The organism is Bradyrhizobium cosmicum, from assembly GCF_007290395.2.
Classification (GTDB): domain Bacteria; phylum Pseudomonadota; class Alphaproteobacteria; order Rhizobiales; family Xanthobacteraceae; genus Bradyrhizobium; species Bradyrhizobium cosmicum.
This window is the reverse complement of sequence record NZ_CP041656.2, coordinates 5,142,185-5,161,645: the sequence shown is the minus strand read 5'-3', so window position 1 is coordinate 5,161,645 and position 19,461 is coordinate 5,142,185. Positions and strand designations below refer to the sequence as shown.

General features: G+C 64.7%; 15 protein-coding genes. 6 read left to right on the top strand and 9 right to left on the bottom strand.

Features of this window, described 5'->3' with window-relative positions; translation table 11 throughout:
- Positions 1-117: 117 nt before the first annotated feature.
- Both hpnO and FNV92_RS24890 read left to right on the top strand, forming a co-directional pair.
- The gene (gene hpnO / locus FNV92_RS24895; RefSeq protein WP_143844151.1) at positions 118-1,509 is read left to right on the top strand and encodes an aminobacteriohopanetriol synthase HpnO; all 1,392 of its coding nucleotides are present in this window, start codon (positions 118-120) and stop codon (positions 1,507-1,509) included.
- A gap of 114 nt (positions 1,510-1,623) precedes the next feature.
- The gene (locus FNV92_RS24890; protein WP_143844152.1) at positions 1,624-2,028 is read left to right on the top strand and encodes a GFA family protein; all 405 of its coding nucleotides are present in this window, start codon (positions 1,624-1,626) and stop codon (positions 2,026-2,028) included.
- A 38-nt stretch (positions 2,029-2,066) separates the two neighbouring features.
- Here FNV92_RS24890 and FNV92_RS24885 read toward each other — a convergent pair whose 3' ends face one another.
- The 6 genes from FNV92_RS24885 to FNV92_RS24860 form a co-directional block, all read right to left on the bottom strand.
- Positions 2,067-2,831, bottom strand: coding sequence for an anti-sigma factor family protein (locus FNV92_RS24885; RefSeq protein ID WP_015687455.1), 765 nt, complete (start codon positions 2,829-2,831; stop codon positions 2,067-2,069).
- Positions 2,828-3,376 carry a sigma-70 family RNA polymerase sigma factor gene (locus FNV92_RS24880; protein WP_168213575.1) on the bottom strand — a complete coding sequence of 183 codons (549 nt, stop codon included), beginning with the start codon at positions 3,374-3,376 and terminating at the stop codon, positions 2,828-2,830. Before FNV92_RS24880 ends, FNV92_RS24885 begins: the two co-directional genes overlap by 4 nt.
- Before the next feature lie 142 nt (positions 3,377-3,518).
- On the bottom strand, positions 3,519-3,842 hold the full coding sequence (locus FNV92_RS24875; protein WP_143844153.1) for a cupredoxin domain-containing protein: 324 nt from the start codon (positions 3,840-3,842) through the stop codon (positions 3,519-3,521).
- 13 nt (positions 3,843-3,855) lie between these two features.
- On the bottom strand, positions 3,856-4,800 hold the full coding sequence (locus tag FNV92_RS24870) for a metallophosphoesterase family protein (protein ID WP_143844154.1): 945 nt from the start codon (positions 4,798-4,800) through the stop codon (positions 3,856-3,858).
- A gap of 234 nt (positions 4,801-5,034) precedes the next feature.
- A complete protein-coding gene (locus FNV92_RS24865) occupies positions 5,035-5,916 on the bottom strand; it encodes an alpha/beta fold hydrolase (RefSeq protein WP_143844155.1) in 882 nt (293 codons plus the stop codon).
- Positions 5,917-5,928: 12 nt separating this feature from the next.
- Entirely contained in the window at positions 5,929-7,548 is a 1,620-nt protein-coding gene (locus tag FNV92_RS24860) for a GMC family oxidoreductase (protein ID WP_143844156.1), read from the bottom strand.
- Positions 7,549-7,731: 183 nt separating this feature from the next.
- Here FNV92_RS24860 and FNV92_RS24855 point away from each other — a divergent pair, with 183 nt between their 5' ends.
- On the top strand, positions 7,732-8,904 hold the full coding sequence (locus FNV92_RS24855) for a M20 aminoacylase family protein (protein WP_015687449.1): 1,173 nt from the start codon (positions 7,732-7,734) through the stop codon (positions 8,902-8,904).
- Between the two features lie 162 nt (positions 8,905-9,066).
- On the opposite strand, the gene FNV92_RS24850 is transcribed toward FNV92_RS24855, so the two are convergent.
- From FNV92_RS24850 to FNV92_RS24840, 3 genes are all read right to left on the bottom strand, one after another.
- Positions 9,067-10,695 carry an inorganic phosphate transporter gene (locus tag FNV92_RS24850; RefSeq protein ID WP_143844157.1) on the bottom strand — a complete coding sequence of 543 codons (1,629 nt, stop codon included), beginning with the start codon at positions 10,693-10,695 and terminating at the stop codon, positions 9,067-9,069.
- A gap of 95 nt (positions 10,696-10,790) precedes the next feature.
- Positions 10,791-12,233, bottom strand: coding sequence for a UdgX family uracil-DNA binding protein (locus FNV92_RS24845; protein WP_143844158.1), 1,443 nt, complete (start codon positions 12,231-12,233; stop codon positions 10,791-10,793).
- Positions 12,233-13,468 (bottom strand): putative DNA modification/repair radical SAM protein, encoded by a 1,236-nt coding sequence (locus FNV92_RS24840; RefSeq protein ID WP_143844159.1) that lies wholly within the window; start codon positions 13,466-13,468, stop codon positions 12,233-12,235. The genes FNV92_RS24845 and FNV92_RS24840 overlap by 1 nt, the downstream gene beginning before the upstream one ends.
- Positions 13,469-13,631: 163 nt before the next feature.
- Here FNV92_RS24840 and FNV92_RS24835 point away from each other — a divergent pair, with 163 nt between their 5' ends.
- From FNV92_RS24835 to FNV92_RS24825, 3 genes are read left to right on the top strand one after another with little or no spacing between them, the layout of a single operon-like run.
- Positions 13,632-14,420: an ImuA family protein gene (locus tag FNV92_RS24835; protein ID WP_143844160.1), complete on the top strand. Its 789-nt coding sequence runs from the start codon at positions 13,632-13,634 to the stop codon at positions 14,418-14,420.
- Positions 14,317-15,909 carry a Y-family DNA polymerase gene (locus FNV92_RS24830; protein ID WP_168213576.1) on the top strand — a complete coding sequence of 531 codons (1,593 nt, stop codon included), beginning with the start codon at positions 14,317-14,319 and terminating at the stop codon, positions 15,907-15,909. The genes FNV92_RS24835 and FNV92_RS24830 overlap by 104 nt, the downstream gene beginning before the upstream one ends.
- Positions 15,906-19,286 (top strand): error-prone DNA polymerase, encoded by a 3,381-nt coding sequence (locus FNV92_RS24825; RefSeq protein WP_143844161.1) that lies wholly within the window; start codon positions 15,906-15,908, stop codon positions 19,284-19,286. Before FNV92_RS24830 ends, FNV92_RS24825 begins: the two co-directional genes overlap by 4 nt.
- Positions 19,287-19,461 lie beyond the last annotated feature (175 nt).

The following is a 19,461-nucleotide window of genomic DNA, read 5'->3' as shown; positions in this document are numbered from 1 at the left end:
GGGCTAAAGCTGTGCTTGCGAAGATGGTCCGAAAAAGGGCAAAAGGCCGCACAGACCGTTTTCAGTTACTCACCGTTTTCAGTTGACGAGACGGTCCTCAATCGAAGTATGTAGCGGATGCAAAGCCAAAATCCAGACATGTCTCAGCTATTCGCGGACCGTCAGGCCCAGCGCAGCGCCCTGCATAATCGGTATCTGAACGAGCAGTTCGTTCGGGTTCTCAAGACCATCGGTTACGATGTCGGCTTCCAGAAGGGGCAGGGGCAGTACCTCTACGATCGCGACGGCGCGCGCTATCTCGACCTGTTGTCCGGCTTTGGCGTGTTTGCGATCGGGCGCAATCATCCCGTCATGCGCGAGGCGCTCAAGAGCGTGCTCGATGCCGACCTGCCCAATCTGGTCCAGTTCGACGTCTCAGTGCTCGCCGGCGTGCTCGCCGAACGGCTCCTGAAGTACGTCCCCTATCTCGACAAGGCGTTCTTCGCCAATTCCGGCGCCGAATGCGTCGAAGCGGCGATCAAGTTCGCGCGAGGCGCGACTGGCCGCCCCGGCATCGTCTATTGCGCCCATGGCTATCACGGCCTGACCTATGGCGCGCTGTCGCTGACGGGTGATTCGAATTTCCGCACCGGCTTCGAACCGCTGCTGCCAGGCTGCACCTCGATCCCGTTCAATGACCTGGCCGCGCTCGAAAAGGCGCTGGCCTCGCGCGAGGTCGCGGCTTTCGTCGTCGAGCCGATCCAGGGCAAGGGCGTCAACATGCCCACGGACGAGTTCCTGCCCGGCGCAGCCGCGCTCTGCAAGAAATACGGCACGCTGTTCGTCGCCGACGAGATCCAGACCGGCATGGGCCGCACCGGCCGCTTCCTCGCGGTCGAGCACTGGAACGTCGAGCCCGACATGGTGCTGCTGTCGAAGTCGCTGTCCGGCGGCCATGTGCCTGTTGGCGCGGTGCTGACGCGCAAGGCCATCTTCGACAAGATCTTTAACCAGATGGACCGGGCCGTGGTGCATGGCTCCACCTTCTCGAAAAACGACCTTGCGATGGCCGCGGGCATTGCCACGCTCGACGTCATGGAGTCCGAGAAGCTCATCGAGTCCGCCGCCAAGCGTGGCGCCGAGCTGCGCCTCGCGCTGACGCGCATGGTGCCCGGCTACGAACTGCTGAAGGAAGTGCGCGGCAAGGGCCTGATGATCGGCATCGAGTTCGGACCACCGAAATCGCTGCGCCTGCGGGCTTCGTGGAATGTGCTGGAGGCCGCCAACAAGGGCCTGTTCTGCCAGCTCATCACCGTGCCGCTGTTCAAGGATCACAAGATCCTCACGCAAGTCGCCGGTCATGGCAGCCACACCATCAAGCTGCTGCCGCCGCTCACGATCACCGAAGAAGACTGCAACTGGATCGAGAAGGCGTTCGACGACGTCATCGCCGGCAGCCATAAGGTCCCCGGTGCGATCTGGTCGCTCGGCAAGACGCTGGTGGACAACGCGGTGCGCCGGTCGGCCTAGCGCAGCCGCGGCGCAGGGTCGCTAGGTGCGACCTGCTGTAGCAGTCTCCCTCACGGAGCCTTGAAGCAGCCCCCACTTCCTCCGCAATAAACTTCCTAGGGAGAGGAGCGGGCGATGCATGCGACCGGCGGCTGCCATTGTGGAAAGATTCGCTACGAGGTGAACGGCGACGTGATGGTTCACGCGCTCTGTCATTGCGCGGATTGCCGTCGCCATTCTGGCGCACCGATGGTCGGCTGGGTCATGTATCCGCTTGAGGCAGTCAAGGTGGTGCAGGGCCAACCGAAGATCTATCGTTCGTCTGAGCACGGACGACGGCACTTCTGCGCCGAATGTGGCACTGGACTTTTCTACATCAACGAAAACATGCTGCCCGGTATCATCGACATTCAGAGCGGCACGTTTGATGAGGCCGATGCCGTTCCGGCTATGATGCATATCCAGGTCGCCGAGCGGTTGCCCTGGATGGAGCTGGCCCATGAACTTCCGGTCTTTGAGCGCTTCCCTCCGCAGCAATGAGAGCGCGTTGCGCGAGCTCCCGACAGCGATGCGACCGACTATCCCTCCACATTCGCCTTCATCGCCGCCTCGAACTTGTCGACGAACTCGGCGAGCTCATCGCCGCCGATATCGCTGACGGCCCAGAAGTTCAGGCCGCGCTCGCCCCAGCGGCGGCAGTTGAAGCCCTGCATGGTCTGGGTCTTCGGCGGCCGGTGTTCGGTGCTCGTGGTCTGCGATACGAACAGGTTGATCACGTGCTGCCGGCGCTTGTAGACAACGGCGCCGATGGCGCGGGCGTCGATATAGTCGAGCCGGCCGCCGACCAGCGTAAAGCCCTGCGCGGTGAGATCGATCACGGGCGGAGCGACATCGAGCTTGCCGTTGAACCACGGCTTGACGGTGTGCTGGTCGGTGGAGACCACGTCGATGAGATGGCCGGCCTGGAGCGAGCGCAGATGCGCGGAGACGACCTCCGACAGGATGCGCTGCTGGTCGTCCTGGCGCAGCACCACCGCGACGACGCCGGAAGCGGCGAGCGCGGAGACCGCCGAGCCCATCGCAAAGCCTCGCAGCACGGAGCGCCGGGTCGGTTGGCGTTGCGGCTGTGGCAGCGAAGCCTCGATCCGGCTGCGCAGACCAGCCGGCGCGCTGTAGCGCAGATTGGTGTCGGCGAGCACGCGCTGCATCTCGCGTTGTGCGGCGAATTCCGCAGCGCAGGCCGGGCAGCTGGCGATGTGGGTCTCGACCTCGCGCGCGTGGCCGGCATCGAGCTCGTTGTCGAGCAGCGCGTGAAGCAGAATATTTGCTTCGTCGCAGGTCATCTTGCTTGCTCCTCTTCCGCCGTCCAGGCCGCGCGCAGCATGGCGCGGGCGCGGGCGAGGCGAGACATCACGGTGCCGACGGGCACGCCGGCGGCCTCGGCGATTTCACGATATGACAGGTTGTTGATCTCCCGCAGCACGAATGTTTCCTTGAACGGTTCGGCGAGCGCGTCGATCATCTTGCGGATCGCACCGGCATCGCGGCTGCGCAGCACCTCGGTTTCAGGGCTCGCTTCGCTCTCCTGCCATATCGGCGTCTGCTCGGCGGCGCCGGGCGTGTCCTCGATCGCGCTGTGCCTGTGCGCGCGCCGCGCATATTCGGCGTTGCAGACGTTGCGCAGGATCGCGAACAGCCACGGCTTCATCGCAGGCCCGCGGTAGCTGTCGAAATGCTTCAGCGCACGCAGATAGCACTCCTGCACCGCATCCTCGGCGTCGGAGGCGTCGCGCAGCAGATAGCGCGCGAGCGTGTAGACGTCGTCGAGATAGGGCAGCGCCGCCTCGCGGAAGCGCTGTGCCTTCTGCAGATCGTCGATGGCGGGCATCGCTCCTCGCTTTGCCTCTTGTTCTGCGCGTCGCGTCGTCTCGTCCAGGCTCGTCTGGTCGGCATGTGTGACCGAGGGCACACGAGCCCGGCCGGCGTGGGACCACCGGCCGGGCAAGACGTTGATGCCTTGGTTGGATGCGTTACTCAACCTTGATCATCCCCGTCATGTGCGGGTGCAACGAACAAAAATATTTGTAGTCGCCCGCATTGGTGAAGGTGAAGGAGAACTTGTCGTCGGTGTCCAGGGTCTTTGACCTGAACTTGCCGGCCGACACCACGGTGTGCGGAATGTCGTCCCGGTTGGTCCAGGTCACGGTGGTGCCGACCTTGACCGTGAGCTCGGCCGGCTGGAATACGAAATTGTCGATGTGGACTTCCATGTCGTCGGCACGGGCGGCTGTTGCGGGCAACAGGATGGCCGCGGCCACAGCGACACCGAAGTCGCGGCGAGTGAGTGTCTTCATTGTCAATTTCCGTTCAGCCTTGCAGCGGCGTGTCGATGATCGCGAGCCGCTGCTCGTTCTGCTTGAAGTTGACGCTGGCAACGCCGAGCATGGCGCGGAGCCTGGCGTCCTCGACCTTCATCGGTCCGGGCGAGGGCGCGGTCCCCGGTGCGGGCTGCGGGAACGCGGTCGAGCGCGCGGTGTGGAAGGTGACGTTGCCCTCGACCTTCTGCATCACCTGGTGGATGTGACCGTTCAGCACGGTGACCGAGCCAAAGCCCTTGACGTATTCGAGCGCGCGGCCGCCGTCCTCGGTGCCCCAGCCCCATTCGGGGTAGACGGTCCAGAGCGGGATGTGAGCAAAGAGCACAATGGGTGTCGATTTCGACTTGCCGCGCAGGTCGTCCTCGAGCCAGGCGAGTTGCTCTGCGCCGAGATTGCCGAGGCCGCCGGCCTTGAGATCGACGACGTTGACGAGGCCGATGAAGTGCACGCCGCCGGCATCGAAGGAATACCAGCCCGCCCCCTTGGTGCCGCGACCGTAGCGCTCGCGATAGAACTTCACGTCCTCGTCGAGGAAGTCATGTTCGCCCGGCACGTAGTGCACGTCGAGCTTGCTCTGCGAGATGATGCGGTCGGCATTGTCGAATTCGGCGGCCTTCGACAGGTGGGTGATGTCCCCGGTGTGAATCATGAAGGACGGCTTCGTCGGCATCGCGTTGATTTTGGCGACGGCTTCCTCCAGCGTGCCGAGCGCATTGGGATTGGCCGGCTTGTCGAAGCCGACATGGCTGTCGCTGATCTGGAGGAAGGTCATGCCGGGTGCCGCCGCGGTCGCGGCTTGCGCGGAATCGATGATGCCGAGCGAGCGCGGTACGCCGCCGGTGATGGTCCAGAGCACCCCGGTGCCGGCCCAGGTCATGCACTCCAGCACCTTGCGGCGGCTGACGCCGTCCTCGCCGTGATCGTGTCCGCTCATCGCTCAGCTCCTCTCGCCCGGAATTGGGCTTCGGGGAGGTGATTGGAGGAGGGAGGGGCTTATTCCCGGTTGCGATGACGTTTTCGTGAGGTCGATCTCGTGTCCCGGACGCGGTGCAGCGCCTCTTGGCGGTGCGCCGCAGAGCCGGGACTCAGGAAGCCGCACGGTACACGGTGAGATGGGCCCCGGCTCTGCGCGGCAGCGTTTCACTGCAGCGCGTCCGGGGCACGAGAGTTACTTCGCGAACTCTCTCACGGCTTCCACCACGCGCGCCGGCACTTCCTGGGCCACGCAGTGCCCGGCGCCCTCGAAGACCATCGTGCTGACGCGCGGAATTAGCGATACGGCCCGTCGCGCCATCTCCTGGTAGATCGGCCCCGATTTCGCGGCGGTCGTGACGCGCACCGGGCAATCGATCCCGGCGAGCCCGCCGAACGGATTGCCGCGGGCATCACCAGCATAGACCTGCTCCATCGCCTCGTAGATCGGACGCAGGATCGCCGACTCGATCTCGGGCGTGCAGCAAAGCCGAACGCGACCACTGTCGAGCGGGACGAAGCCGTGGCGTACATAGGCGCGCAGCGACGTCTCGGTCCAATCCGCAAATGCCGGCGCGGTGCGATAGCGCGCGAACACGGCGTCGGCATTGTCGAACTCGGCGCGCCTGCGCAGCGTGCCCTCGACGCGCGCGAGGGATTCGTCGTTCAGTCCTCCGGAACGTGCCGCGCGCGGGTCCATGACCGTCGGCTCCATCACGAACAGGCGCGTGAAACGTCCCGGCAGAAGTTGTGCCGCAAGCAGAAGATCGGTTGCGCCGGCGCTGTGGCCGATGCCGTAGACGTCGCGCAGCTCAAGCGTATCGATCACCCGGCAGACATCCTCGGCATAGTCGAGGAAATGATAGGCGCCGGGCTTGTGGCTGGCGCCGTGGCCGCGGCGGTCCAGTGCATAGACGGTGTAGGTCGAGGCGAGATCGCGCGCGACCTCGTCCCAGACATCGGCGACGAAGCCGGTGCCGTGCACGAGGAGCGCGGGTGGTTTGCCGCTCTCGCCCCATTGCAGCATGGCGATCTCTGCGTCGGCGGGGCCGATTGAAAAGCGGTGTGGTTTGATCATGGTGGTGAGACGCTACTTCGCATCCTCCAGGATCATGGTCGCGCCCTTCTCGGCGATCATCGCGGTCGGTGTGTTGGTGTTGCCCGAGGTGATCGTCGGCATGATGGACGCGTCGACGATGCGAAGGCCGCCGAGGCCATAGAAGCGCAGGCGCTCGTCGACCACCGCCATCGGATCGTTCGCCGCGCCCATCTTCGCGGTGCCGACGGGATGGAAGATGGTGGTGCCGATGTCGCCGGCAGCCTTGGCGAGCGAGGCGTCGTCGTCGCCGACGGTAGGGCCGGGCAGATATTCGCTCGGGCGATATTTCGCCAGCGCCTGTTGCTTCATCAGGCGGCGGGTGGTGCGGATGGCGTCGGCGCCGACCTGGCGGTCGTCATCGGTCGACAGATAGTTCGGCGCGATGATCGGCTTCTCATCAGGGCTCGCCGAACGCAGCCGCACGGTGCCGCGCGAGGTTGGCTGGAGATTGCAGGCGCTCACCGTGATCGCGGGGAAGCGGTGCAGCGGATCGCCGAACTTGTCGAGCGACAGCGGCTGCACGTGGAACTGGATATTGGCGCGCGCGCGCGTCGCGTCGGAGCGCGTGAAGATGCCGAGCTGCGACGGCGCCATCGTCAGCGGCCCACGGCGGCGGAACGCATAGTCGAGCCCCATCATGCCGCGGCGGAACAGATTGTAATAGGTCTCGTTCAGCGTGCGCACGCCCTCGACCTTGTAGATCGCGCGCTGCTGGAGATGGTCCTGCAGATTGCGTCCGACGCCGGGCTTGTCCATGACGATGTCGACGCCGAGCGGCGACAGCCAGTCGGCGGGCCCGATGCCGGAGCGGTGCAGCACCTGCACCGAGCCGATCGAGCCTGCCGAGAGCACCACCTCGCGTTTGGCGCGCGCCTCGATGATCTCGCCGTTCTGGATGAAACGCACGCCGACGGCGTGGCCCTGCTCGATGATGAGGCGGTCGACCAGCACGTGCTTCTCGAGCCGCAGGTTCGCCCGGTTCAGCGCCGGCTTGAGGAAGCCGCGCGCTGACGACCAGCGCCGGCCGCGCTTCTGGTTCACGTGGAAATAGCTGGTGCCTTCGTTGTCGCCGGTGTTGAAATCCGGAATGCGCTTGATGCCCATCTCTTCCGCGGCATCGCCGACGGCATCGAGGACATCCCACGACAGCCGCGGCGCCTCGATGCGCCAGCCACCGCCGGCGCCGTGGTGCTCGCTCGCGCCGAGGAAATGATCTTCCAGCCGCTTGAACAGCGGCAGCACGTCGTCATAGCCCCATCCGGTCAAGCCGAGCTGGCGCCAGTGGTCGTAATCGGCGGCCTGTCCGCGCATCGAGATCATGGCGTTGATCGCCGAGCAGCCGCCGATGACCTTGCCGCGGGGATAGGCGAGTGCGCGGCCGTTCAGGCCCGGCTCGGCCTCTGTTTTGAACATCCAGTCCGAGCGTGGATTGCCGATCGCGAAGAGATAGCCGACCGGGATGTGAAACCAGATCCAGTTGTCATCGCCGCCGGCTTCGAGGATGAGAACGCGGTTTCCTGGTACGGCCGAGAGCCGGTTGGCGAGGATACAGCCGGCTGTACCGGCTCCGACGACGATATAGTCAAACTCACCTTCAAGCCGCCTTGGCATTCTGTTTCCACCCGGATGGTCACTTAACGTTCCATCCTAATAGGCAGACGCGGCGGGTCGGGACAAGTCCGGCCATTCCGGCCATGCCGGGCGGGCAGGGCCAGGCCTCAGCTGGGCCGGTTGGGTGGACTCGCCCTTGCATGGTAGACAGTCCTGCATTTTTAACAGAGCTTGAGATCCTCCATGCCCATCGTGAATCGCGTCGCCGACCTTCAACCCGATATTCAGGCTTGGCGCCGGGACATCCACGAGCATCCAGAGCTGCTGTATGACGTCCACCGCACCGCAGCATTCGTGGCAGATCGGCTGCGCGAGTTCGGCTGCGATCAGGTCGTGACCGGTCTTGGCCAGACCGGTGTGGTCGGAGTGATCAAGGGCAGCAAGCCGGCCGGCGAGGGGCTCAAGGTGATCGGCATGCGTGCCGACATGGACGCGCTGCCGGTCGACGAGCAGACCAACCTGCCTTACGCCTCCAAGACGCCCGGCAAGATGCACGCCTGCGGCCACGACGGCCATACCGCGATGCTGCTCGGCGCAGCCCGCTACCTCGCCGAGACCCGCAACTTCGCCGGCGACGCGGTGGTGATCTTCCAGCCGGCCGAGGAGGGCGGCGCCGGTGGCGCAGCCATGGTCAAGGACGGCCTGATGGAGCGCTTCGGCATCGAGCAGGTCTACGGCATGCACAACGGTCCGGGCATTCCGGTCGGCTCGTTTGCGATCCGGCCGGGCGCCATCATGGCGGCAACCGACGAGGTCGACATCAACATCGAAGGTCTCGGCGGCCATGCCGCGCGTCCGCACAAATGCGTCGATTCTGTGCTGGTCGGCGCGCAAGTGATCACCGCCTTGCAGTCGATCGTCGCGCGCAGCGTCGATCCGCTGGAATCGGCCGTGATCTCGATCTGCGAATTCCATGCCGGTAACGCCCGCAACGTCATTCCGCAGACCGCGACGTTGAGGGGCACCATCCGCACGCTGTCGCCGGAGGTGCGCAAGCTGGTCGAGAAGCGCGTCCGCGAAGTGGTGGCCGGCGTGGCGCAGATCACCGGCGCCAGGATCGATCTGCACTACAAGAACAACTATCCCGTCGTGATCAATCACGCCGCGGAGACCGAGGTCGCCAAGCGCATCGCGAAGCAAGTCGCGGGCGATGGCAATGTGCACGAGATGCCGCCACTGATGGGCGCCGAAGATTTCGCCTATATGCTGGAAGCCCGGCCCGGCGCCTTCATCTTCTGCGGCAACGGCGACAGCGCCGGCCTGCATCACCCCGCCTACAACTTCAACGACGAGGCGATCGTGTTCGGCACGTCCTACTGGGTCAAGCTGGTCGAGGAACAGCTCGCGGCGTCGTAAGGCTTGTTGTTCACTCGCCCCGCTTGCGGGGAGAGGTCAAATTCGATCGAAGATCGAATTTGGGTGAGGGGGACTCTCCGCGAGTCCGTCTCTCACGGTGATCGCGGATGCAGCCCCTCACCCTAACCCTCTCCCCGTAAGAACGGGGAGAGGGAAGGAAGATCAGAAGATCCGCGAGAAGATCACGTAGAGCGTCGCCGACAGCGCAATCGCGCAAGGCAGCGTCAGTACCCAGGCCATCAGCAGGTTGCGGATGGTCGCCATTTGCAGGCCGGATCCGTTCGCGGCCATGGTGCCGGCGACGCCGGACGACAGCACGTGGGTGGTCGAGACCGGCAGGCCGAACACGTCGGCCGCGCCGATCGTGGCGGCGGCGACGAGCTCGGCGGAGGCGCCTTGCGCATAGGTGAGATGGGTCTTGCCGATCTTCTCACCGACCGTGACCACGATACGCTTCCAGCCAATCATGGTGCCGAGGCCAAGCGCGATGGCGACCGCGATCTTCACCCAGTTCGGGATGAACTTCGTGGCGGCGTCGAGCGAGCCCTTGTAGGTGTTGAGCACCGCGACATCGTCTTTGCTGAGGTCGTTTTCCTTGTCCTTCATCAGGAAGCGGATGGCTTCCGAGGTCAGGTACATGTCGTTGCGGGTGTTGCCGACGGCTTCGGCCGGCACCTTGTTGAGCGAGCCATATTTGGCAACCTGGTCGCCGACGTCCTTCACCAGCACGGCGAGCGAGGGATAGGTGCCCTCGTTGAGCTTATGCAGCGCGATGTACTGCGTCACCGCCGGACGGGGATCGCCGATGATGCTGTGGCCGGCACCCTTCGCCGCGATCACCTTGGCGGCGGCTTCCGAGGTCTTCTGGAACTGGGCGACCTGGGAGTCCGGCAGCGCGCGGTTGAGGGCGTAGGCGGTCGGCACGGTGCCGATCAGGATCAGCATGATCAGGCCCATGCCCTTCTGGCCGTCATTGGAGCCGTGGGCAAAGCTGACCCCGGTGCAGGTCGCGATCAGCAGGCCACGGATCCACAGCGGCGGCGCCTTGTTGCCTTCGGGTGCCGCATACAGTGCCGGGTTGCGCACTACGAACTTGAGCAGCAACAGCAGCGCGGCGGCGCAGACGAAGCCGAACAGCGGCGACAGCAGCAGCGCGTAGCCGATCTCGGTGGCCTTGCTCCAGTCGACGCCCGAGGTGCCGTCACGGCCGCGCATCACGGCGTTGGCAATGCCGACGCCGATGATCGAGCCGATCAGCGTGTGTGAGGAGGAAGCGGGCAGGCCGAAATACCAGGTGCCGAGATTCCACAGGATCGCGGCGATCAGCAGCGCGAACACCATCGCGAAGCCGGCGCTGGAGCCGACCTGGAGGATCAGCTCGACCGGCAGCAGCGAGACGATGCCGAAGGCGACAGCACCGGAGGACAGCAGCACGCCGAGGAAGTTGAAGAAGCCCGACCACATCACCGCGACTTCGGCCGGCAGCGAATGGGTGTAGATCACGGTCGCCACCGCATTGGCGGTGTCGTGGAAGCCGTTGACGAACTCGAACCCGAGCGCGATCAGGAGCGCGACGAACAGCAGGATGTAGGGTAGATAGGTCGTGACCTTGGTTCCGGTCGCGTTGACGTCGACATAGATGCTGTAGGCGACGAACAGCAGGCCCGCGGCGAGGATGCCGAAGAACAGGATCATCGTCAGCGGGTTGAAACCCTTGTCGAGATTGGGCCGGGAAGCCGGCTGGACAGGCGTCGGATCGCCTACCGCACGGTCGAATGTAACATCTGTCATTTGGACGCCCTTTGGCTCTCTTGAAGGGCTATTGTCTGCGATGGATTTGAAGGCTGAATGACAGCTGCGTCGTATCGCCGCTTTCTCACCGGTATTTATGCGGCGCGTGCGGCCTTCTTCTGCAAGTCGGCCGCGATCTTCAGGTCTTCGACAAAGCGCTGATATTCCAGCGCCTTCGCTTCCGGATCGGGCAGCCGCAGCAGATAGGACGGATGCACCGTCACCAGTGCCTTGCGGCCGTCGGGAAGATCGATCAGCCGGCCGCGGGTCTTGCCGATCGGGGTGATCTTGCCGAATACGCTTTGCGCGGCGGTGGCGCCCATCGCGACGACGAGATCGGGTTGAACGACCGCCAGCTCCCGCTCATACCATTGCCGGCACGCCTTGATCTCCGGCGTTGCCGGTTTCTGGTGCAGGCGGATCTTCCCACGCGGTACGAATTTGAAGTGCTTCACCGCGTTGGTGACATAAACCTTCTTGCGGTCGACGCCGGCCTCCGCCAGCGCGCGGTCGAGCATCTGGCCGGCCGGGCCGACGAAGGGATGGCCGGCGAGGTCTTCCTTGTCGCCGGGCTGCTCGCCGACCAGCATGATGGTGGCGTCTTTCGGGCCCTCGCCGAACACGGTCTGCGTCGCGTCCTTGTAGATCGGGCAGGCGCGGCAATGGGCGGCCTCCTCGCGGAGCGCATCGAGATCGTCGGCAGCAAGCTTGCGTGTCATCGGAACCTCCGGTCGCTTTTGTGGCTTGTGCGGGTCGGTTGCGGCATAGGCGAGCATGGCGCCGGTCATGCGCTCGGCGTCCTCGATCAAAGGCTTAATGATTGAGGCTTCGGGCAGGTTCCTCCAGTATTTTTTCGGCATCTCCGCCTGCATCGCCTTCACCTTCAACCGCGCCGGATTGAAGATGCTGGCATAGTAACGCCGCCAGGTTTCCTCCAGCCGGTCTTCGGCAGGTGCTTCGCTCTTGCTGACGCCCGGCGTGAACGAGAGCGCGTGGCCGTCCCAATGCGCGCAGAGGTCCGGCGTCAGGATCGACCAGGGCATGTCGGCAAAGCGCCTGGCGAAGAACGGCGCGGCGAGCTCGACGATGTGGTGCTCCGGCTCGAACCAGGCGACGTAATGCGCCTGCCGTTCCCTGCCGATCTCGCGGAAGCGCACGAAGGCATGCATCTTGTGCTCGTCACGATGGACCGCTCTCGCCATCGCAATGACCTGCGCTACATCAGGGTCGGTCGCGACCTCGATGAGATCGTGATTGTCCTTCAATCGCCAGAGCAGGCGATAAAGGATGGCGAAACGCTGGGGATCGCGGTGCAGAATTGCTGACTGTGCGAGGTCGACGAATTTGCCTGATACGTTGAAGGTGCCGTCGTTTACCTCGAGGATCGGAGACGGCGCGGGCGGTGCGAACAGCTCCGCTTCGCCGCCCTGCACGGTCCAGGTGATGTCGGTGGGTTGTATATGATGCAGCACGAGGCTGCGTGCGGCTTTGCGCCAGCCGTCGAAATCGGTTTCGGTGTCGAGGGTGATGTACAGCATCAGAAGCCAAATCCCAGTTGCGTTGCTTTCGGCTTAAACCGCTCGATGAGCCCGGCCGCATCGAGCCGATGTGGGGCAGGCCGGTGATCGCTGAGGACGATGAACGGCAGCGCCTTTTTCTGGGGAACATGCAGCCGCGCCAGATCGGCAACGCGGATCGTGGTGGTGCGCCGCGTTGCAATGATGCGTTCGACCGTCTTGGTGCCGAAGCCGGGCACGCGCAGCAGCTCCTCGCGGCTGGCGCGGTTGATGTCGAGCGGGAAGCGGTCGCGGTTGCGCAGCGCCCAGGCGAGCTTGGGGTCGATGTCGAGCGGCAGCATGGCGCTGTCGTCGACGATCTCCGCAACGTCGAACCCGTAGAACCGCATCAGCCAGTCGGCCTGGTAGAGCCGGTGTTCGCGTAGCAGCGGCGGTTGCACCAGAGGCAAGGCGCGGCTGGCGTCGGGGATCGGGCTGAAGGCGGAGTAGTAGACGCGCCTCAGCTTGTATGAGCCGTAGAGATTGGAGCTTGTGTGCAGGATGGTGTGGTCGGAGGCGCTATCTGCGCCGACGATCATCTGCGTGCTTTGGCCGGCGGGCGCGAAGCGTTGCGGCCTGGCCTTCGTCTTTGCGCTGCGGCTGTCCTCGGCCTCGTCCAGCTTCAGCCGCAGCCGGCCCATGGTGCGGCGGATCGCGCGTACGTCCTTCTCCGGCGCGAATTGCTGCAGGCTCGTCTCCTCGGGCATCTCGATGTTGATGGAGAGACGATCGGCATATCTGCCGGCTTCCGCGATCAGCGCGTCGTCGGCTTCCGGAATGGTCTTGAGGTGGATGTAGCCGCGGAAGTGATGTTCTTCGCGCAGTTTGCGCGCGACGCCGACCACCTGCTCCATGGTGTAATCGGGGCTGTGGATGATGCCGGAGGAGAGGAACAGCCCTTCGATGTAGTTGCGCCGATAGAAGTCGAGCGTCAGCTTGACCACCTCGTCGATGGTGAAGCGGGCGCGCGGCACGTTGCTGGAGGCGCGGTTGACGCAATAGAGGCAATCGTAATTGCAGGCGTTGGTCAGCAGCACCTTGAGCAGGGAGATGCAGCGTCCATCCGGCGCGTAGGAGTGGCAGATGCCCATGCCCGGCGCGGTCGAACCCATGCCCTTGCCGTCGCTGGAATCCCGCTTCTCGGTGCCGCTGGAGGCGCAGGATGCATCGTATTTGGCGGCGTCCGCCAGGATCTCCAGCTTACGTTGTACGTCCATCGTGGAATCCCTTTGATTCAACTCATGAATCAGACCGAACGCCAATTCGATTGACGCCCGGGCCGCCGTTAGCTTTATATTAGAACATATCATGAACAAATGAGCCAGCCGCAGGTTCTTATTTTTGAGAGCCTTGGCAATCACCCCTGAAGGAGCGGCGACGATGAGCGGCGCACGCATCAGCGCGCTTGCGACCTTGCGCGGCCAGATCGAGCGCATCGAAGCGGCGGAGGTCGTGCATCAGCGTGATCGCGTCGCGCTTGGCCATCGCGAGGTCGACAGCGCGCTGAAGGGCGGGCTCGCGCGCGCTGTGATCCACGAGGTGTTTTGCGAGGGGCGGCAGGGGGCGGCCGCGACGGGTTTCGTCATGGGTCTCGCGGGGCGCGTGTCGGCGCGCCGGCCGCTGCTGTGGGTGCGGCAGGATTTTTCGGAACTGGAAACCGGCGCGCTGTCGATGAGCGGGCTGGCCGAGCTCGGCCTCGATCCGCGCCGCGTGGTGATGGTGCGCGCTGCGGATGTCGAGAGCGCGCTGCGCAGTTCGGCCGATGCGCTCGCCTGCGATGCCCTCGGCGCGGTCGTGCTCGAACTCTGGGGTGAGACGCGGCAGTTCGACCTCGTGGCGAGCCGCAAGCTGACGCTGGCCGCGCAATCGTCCGGTGTCACCGGCTTGATGTTGCGGATGGCGGCGCAGCCGCTGCCCTCGACCGCCGAGACGCGGTGGATGCTGCGCGCTGCGCATTCGCCGCCGGGTGCGATGTGGAGTGCATGGGGCGCGCCGCGCTTCGATGCCGAGCTGTTGCGCAATCGTCATGGCCCGTGCGGCCGGTGGATCATGGAATGGAAATGTGATGAGTGCCAGTTCAGTGAACCGTCGGCGCATCCTCAGCCTGTGGCTGCCGCGCCTGCCCATCGACCGGATCCAGCGGTTCTTCGGCAACGTCGGACTGCATGAGACCAATGAGCCCAGCATCGTCGTCATCAAGGACAACAACGCGCTGGTGATCCATGCGCTTGACGATGCGGCGTCGCGTTTGGGGCTGTATATCGGCCAGCCGCTGGCCAATGCGCGGGCGATGTGTCCGGACTTGAAAGTGTTCGACGCCGATGTCGTGGCCGACGCGAAGACGCTCAGTGACATCGCCGACTGGTGCGACCGCTTCACGCCGCTGGTGGCGCTCGATCCACCGCACGGGCTGTTCCTTGACATCACCGGCTGCGCGCATCTGTTCGGCGGCGAAGCGGCACTGTTGCAGACGCTGGTCCGTGCGCTCGGCCGGCAGGGTTTTGCCGTCAGTGCGGCGATTGCCGGCACCTCGGTCTGCGCGCGTACGCTGACGCGGCAGACCTCAGGCACCATCGTTGCCGATGGCGGGGAAGCCGCGGCGATCGACCGGTTTCCGGTGTCCGCGCTCGGTGCAGGCGAAGCCATCACCACCGGTTTGCGCCGAGCGGGCCTGAAAATCATCGGCGATGTCGCTGCGCGCGCGCCAGGCGAGATCACGGCACGCTTCGGCGCGCGGTTCTCCACGCTGCTCGCGCATGCGCTGGGACAGGGCGATGCGCCGATCAATCCGCGAAAGCCGCTGCCTGATTACATCGTGGAGAAGCGCTTCGCCGAGCCGATCGCGACCGACACCATGATCGCGATGACGCTGTCGCGCCTTGCCGACACGTTGATCGCATCCATGGAGAAACAGGGCAAGGGCGCGCGCCGGCTGGAAGCCGCCTTCTTCCGCACCGACGGCGTGGTGCGCGCGATCATGGTCGAGACCGGGCGGCCGGTGACGAAAAGCGCGGTCATCGACCGTCTGTTCCGCGAGCGCCTCGACGCGCTCGCCGACCCCCTCGATCCCGGCTTCGGCTTCGACATGGTGCGGCTGTCGGCGAGCCGCACCGAGATCGTGGTGCAGGAGCAGCGCGATCTCGACCCCCATGTCCATGACAATGACGAGCTCGCCGCGCTGATCGACCGGATCGCCGCGCGCATCGGCGGAAAGCGCGTTGTCGTGCACCTGCCGCAGGATACGCATATCCCCGAATGTGCGGTGCTGGCAGCGCCGGCGCAGCACCATCTCGCCGTCGCCATGCAGGCCGAATGGCCGGCGCGCACCGAGAACGAGCCGCCGCTGCGTCCCTTGCGGCTGTTCGACAGACCGGAGCCGATCAATGTGCCGTTCGCGACCGTGCCCGATGGGCCGCCGCATCAGTTCACCTGGCGCCGCGCGCTGCATGCGGTGGTGCGGGTGGAAGGACCCGAGCGCATCGCCATGGAATGGTGGCGGCAGGACGGCAGGCAGCTGACGCGGGATTATTTCCGCATCGAGGATGCCGAAGGCCTGCGCTTCTGGATTTTCCGCGACGGTCTCTATGAGGGGGAAGTGTTCGACGGCGACGGCAAGCCCGCTTCTCCCGGCTGGTATGTCCACGGTCTCTTCGCATGATCACGCCCGCTTATGCCGAGATCGGCATCACCACCAATTTCTCCTTCCTGCGCGGCGGCTCGGATCCGCGCGCCTATGTGCATCAGGCGAGCAAGCTCGAGATCCCCGCAATCGGCATCGCCGATCACAACACGCTCGCCGGCGTGGTGCGGGCCTGGAAGGAGCTTGATCATGAGAAGGTGCTGAACAAGCCGAAACTGCTGGTCGGCGCGCGCATCGTCTTCGTCGACGGCACGCCCGACATCTTTGTATATCCGCGCGACCGCGCAGCCTATGGAAGGCTGTGCCAGCTCCTCACAAGGGGCAAGCGCGGCGACGACATCACGCGGATCGAGAAGGGCGAGTGCCATCTCACCTTCGCCGATCTCCTGGTGTTTTCCGAAGGCCAGCTCCTGGTCCTGACGCTGCCGCATCGCTTCGATGCGGCGCAGACGCTGGATATTCTTGCAAAGCTGAAAGCAAGCCGCGCCGATGGCGTGTGGCTGGCGGCGAGCCTGATCTATCGTGGCGACGACCGCCGCCGTCTGTCACGGCTCGATGATCTCGCGGCGGCAGCCAAGGTGCCGCTGCTCGCGACCAACGAGGTGCTCTATCACGATGCCGGCCGTCGTCCGCTCCAGGATGTGCTGACCTGCATCCGGGAAAAGACCACGATCGAGGCGATCGGGCGGAAGCTGGAAGCCAATGCCGAGCGCTTCCTGAAGACACCGCGCGAAATGTCCCGGCTGTTCCGCGACTTCCCTGAAGCCATCGCGGAGACGATGCGCTTTGCTGACAAGATCGTCTTCGCGCTCGACCAGCTCAAATACCAGTATCCGGACGAGCCGGTGCCGCCGGGCAAGACCGCGCAGGGCCATCTGGAGGACCTGACCTGGGCGGGTGTCGACACCTATTTTGGTGGTGTCGACAACATCGGCGACAAGCTGCGCGCGACCCTGAAGAAAGAGCTCGCGCTGATCGCCGAACTCAAATACGCGCACTATTTCCTCACCGTGCATGACATCGTCCGCTACGCGCGCAGCCAGAACATCCTGTGCCAGGGGCGCGGCTCGGCGGCCAATTCGGCCGTCTGCTACGTGCTCGGCGTCACCTCGGTCGATCCGACCAAGGTCGATCTCCTGTTCGAGCGCTTCATCTCCAAGGAGCGGCTGGAGCCGCCTGACATCGACGTCGATTTCGAGCATTCGCGGCGCGAGGAGGTGATGCAATATGTCTATCGCCGCTACGGCCGCCACCGCGCCGCGATCATCGCCACCGTGATCCATTACCGTCCGCGCAGCGCCATCCGCGACGTCGGCAAGGCGCTGGGCCTGACCGAGGACGTCACCGCCGCGCTCGCCGACACCGTGTGGGGAAGCTGGGGCCGTGGCCTCAACGATATGCAGGTCAGGCAAGCCGGGCTCGATCCGCAAAATCCGATGATCAACCTCGCGGTAGAGCTTGCGACCGAGCTGATAGAATTCCCGCGCCATCTTTCCCAGCATGTCGGCGGCTATGTGCTGACGCAGGACCGGCTCGACACCTATGTGCCGATCGGTAACGCCGCGATGGACGACCGCACCTTCATCGAATGGGACAAGGACGACGTCGACGCGCTCAACATGATGAAGGTCGACGTGCTCGCGCTCGGCATGCTGACCTGTATCAGGAAATGTTTTGACTTGATCGCGGGCCACAAGGGGCAGCGTTACGAGCTTGCGGATATCAAAGGGGAGGATGACGACGAAGTCTATCAGATGCTGCAGCGGGGAGAGTCGCTCGGCGTGTTCCAGGTCGAGAGCCGCGCCCAGATGAACATGCTGCCGCGGCTGAAGCCGAGGACCTTCTACGACCTCGTCATCGAGGTTGCGATCGTGCGGCCCGGACCGATCCAGGGGGACATGGTGCACCCTTACTTGCGGCGGCGGAAAATGAAGCCGGAGGACATCGCGTATCCTTACCCGAAGGGCGGCAACAAGAACGAACTGCGGGAGGTCCTGCACAAGACGCTCGGCGTGCCCCTGTTTCAGGAGCAGGCCATGCGGATTGCGATCGTGGCCGCGGAGTTTACCTCGGAAGAGGCCAACGGATTGCGGCGCGCGATGGCAACATTCCGCAACGTCGGGACCATTGGCAATTTCGAAGAGAAAATGATCGGCAACATGATCAGGCGAGGGTATGATCCCCAGTTCGCCAGAAATTGCTTCGACCAGATCAAGGGGTTTGGCTCCTACGGTTTCCCCGAGAGCCACGCGGCCAGCTTCGCCCAGCTCGTCTACGTCTCTTCCTGGTTGAAATATCACCACCCCGATGCGTTCTGCTGCGGGCTCCTCAATTCACAGCCAATGGGCTTCTACGCCCCGGCGCAGATCGTCAGCGACGCCCGCAAGAATGGCGTCGAGGTGCGTGACATCGACGTGTCCCATAGCTTTGCGCAGAACACGCTGGAGGAGGGGAGCGGCAAATATTGCGCCGTACGCCTCGGCTTTCGCCAGATCGACGGCTTCCACTGGCTCGATCAGGATGAGGAGAGGCTCAGGAAGGAGCAGGCCAAGCGGCAGGGCAAGGGCTACGTCGTCCAGGAGGACTGGGCCGGTCGCATCATCGCCGCGCGCAATCGCGGTACCTTCACCTCGCTCGAGGATTTTGCTCGGGATACCGGCCTGCCGAAGCGCGCGCTGATCCTGTTGGCGGATGCCGACGCGTTCCGCTCGCTCGGGCTCGACCGCCGCGAGGCGCTGTGGCAGGTGCGGCGGCTGCCGGACGATGTCCCGTTGCCGCTGTTCGAAGCGGCGACCGCGCGCGAGCAGCCCGACGAGAACGCGCTGCCGTTGCCGCTGATGCCGCGTTCCGAGCAGGTTGTCGCGGACTACCAGACCATTCGGCTGTCGCTGAAGGGCCATCCGATGGAGTTCTTGCGCGAGATGTTTTTGCGCGAGCGGGTGGTGGCATGCAGGGAAATCAGCCACGAGAACGAACGGCGGCGCGTCCGCTGCGCCGGCGTGGTGCTGGTCCGGCAGCGGCCGGGCAGCGCCAGCGGCGTCGTGTTCATGACGCTCGAGGACGAAACCGGCATCGCCAATGTCGTGGTGTGGCCCAAGATCATGGAGCAGTACCGCAAGGAGGTGATGGGCGCGCGCCTCATCCTGGTCGAGGGCTATATCCAGAGCAGCCCCGAAAAGGTGACGCATCTCATCGCCCAGCGCATGGTCGACCGCTCGCACGACCTGGTCGGCCTCGCCAACGACGCGCTGAGCCACAAGCATGCCGTGCCGGCCGGCGCCACGGTGGTCGAGCCGCTCAACGACGACCCCCGCGCCCACGCGGACATGCCCGCGCAAAAAATCCGCCACCCCCGCAACGTCCGCATCCTGCCGCCGTCGCGGGATTTTCATTGAGGGTTGTTCAGCCGCAAGTCTCTCACCGTCACCCCCGCGCAACGGCGAAGCCGTTGTCGCTGGAGGTGGCCGCTTCTTCAGCGGCCCTCGAAGGGCGACGGCCCGACTGCATCGGGGCCGTGCATCCTTCGAGGCTCCCTGCACGGTGCTACGCACCGTACAGCTCGCACCTCAG

What these genes read in the sequence shown, in the direction of transcription:
- hpnO (WP_143844151.1), top strand. Translation starts at nt 118, where the DNA reads ATGCAAAGCCAAAATCCAGACATGTCTCAGCTATTCGCGGACCGTCAG.
- FNV92_RS24890 (WP_143844152.1), top strand. Translation starts at nt 1,624, where the DNA reads ATGCATGCGACCGGCGGCTGCCATTGTGGAAAGATTCGCTACGAGGTG.
- FNV92_RS24885 (WP_015687455.1), bottom strand. Translation starts at nt 2,831, where the DNA reads ATGACCTGCGACGAAGCAAATATTCTGCTTCACGCGCTGCTCGACAAC.
- FNV92_RS24880 (WP_168213575.1), bottom strand. Translation starts at nt 3,376, where the DNA reads ATGCCCGCCATCGACGATCTGCAGAAGGCACAGCGCTTCCGCGAGGCG.
- FNV92_RS24875 (WP_143844153.1), bottom strand. Translation starts at nt 3,842, where the DNA reads ATGAAGACACTCACTCGCCGCGACTTCGGTGTCGCTGTGGCCGCGGCC.
- FNV92_RS24870 (WP_143844154.1), bottom strand. Translation starts at nt 4,800, where the DNA reads ATGAGCGGACACGATCACGGCGAGGACGGCGTCAGCCGCCGCAAGGTG.
- FNV92_RS24865 (WP_143844155.1), bottom strand. Translation starts at nt 5,916, where the DNA reads ATGATCAAACCACACCGCTTTTCAATCGGCCCCGCCGACGCAGAGATC.
- FNV92_RS24860 (WP_143844156.1), bottom strand. Translation starts at nt 7,548, where the DNA reads ATGCCAAGGCGGCTTGAAGGTGAGTTTGACTATATCGTCGTCGGAGCC.
- FNV92_RS24855 (WP_015687449.1), top strand. Translation starts at nt 7,732, where the DNA reads ATGCCCATCGTGAATCGCGTCGCCGACCTTCAACCCGATATTCAGGCT.
- FNV92_RS24850 (WP_143844157.1), bottom strand. Translation starts at nt 10,695, where the DNA reads ATGACAGATGTTACATTCGACCGTGCGGTAGGCGATCCGACGCCTGTC.
- FNV92_RS24845 (WP_143844158.1), bottom strand. Translation starts at nt 12,233, where the DNA reads ATGCTGTACATCACCCTCGACACCGAAACCGATTTCGACGGCTGGCGC.
- FNV92_RS24840 (WP_143844159.1), bottom strand. Translation starts at nt 13,468, where the DNA reads ATGGACGTACAACGTAAGCTGGAGATCCTGGCGGACGCCGCCAAATAC.
- FNV92_RS24835 (WP_143844160.1), top strand. Translation starts at nt 13,632, where the DNA reads ATGAGCGGCGCACGCATCAGCGCGCTTGCGACCTTGCGCGGCCAGATC.
- FNV92_RS24830 (WP_168213576.1), top strand. Translation starts at nt 14,317, where the DNA reads ATGAGTGCCAGTTCAGTGAACCGTCGGCGCATCCTCAGCCTGTGGCTG.
- FNV92_RS24825 (WP_143844161.1), top strand. Translation starts at nt 15,906, where the DNA reads ATGATCACGCCCGCTTATGCCGAGATCGGCATCACCACCAATTTCTCC.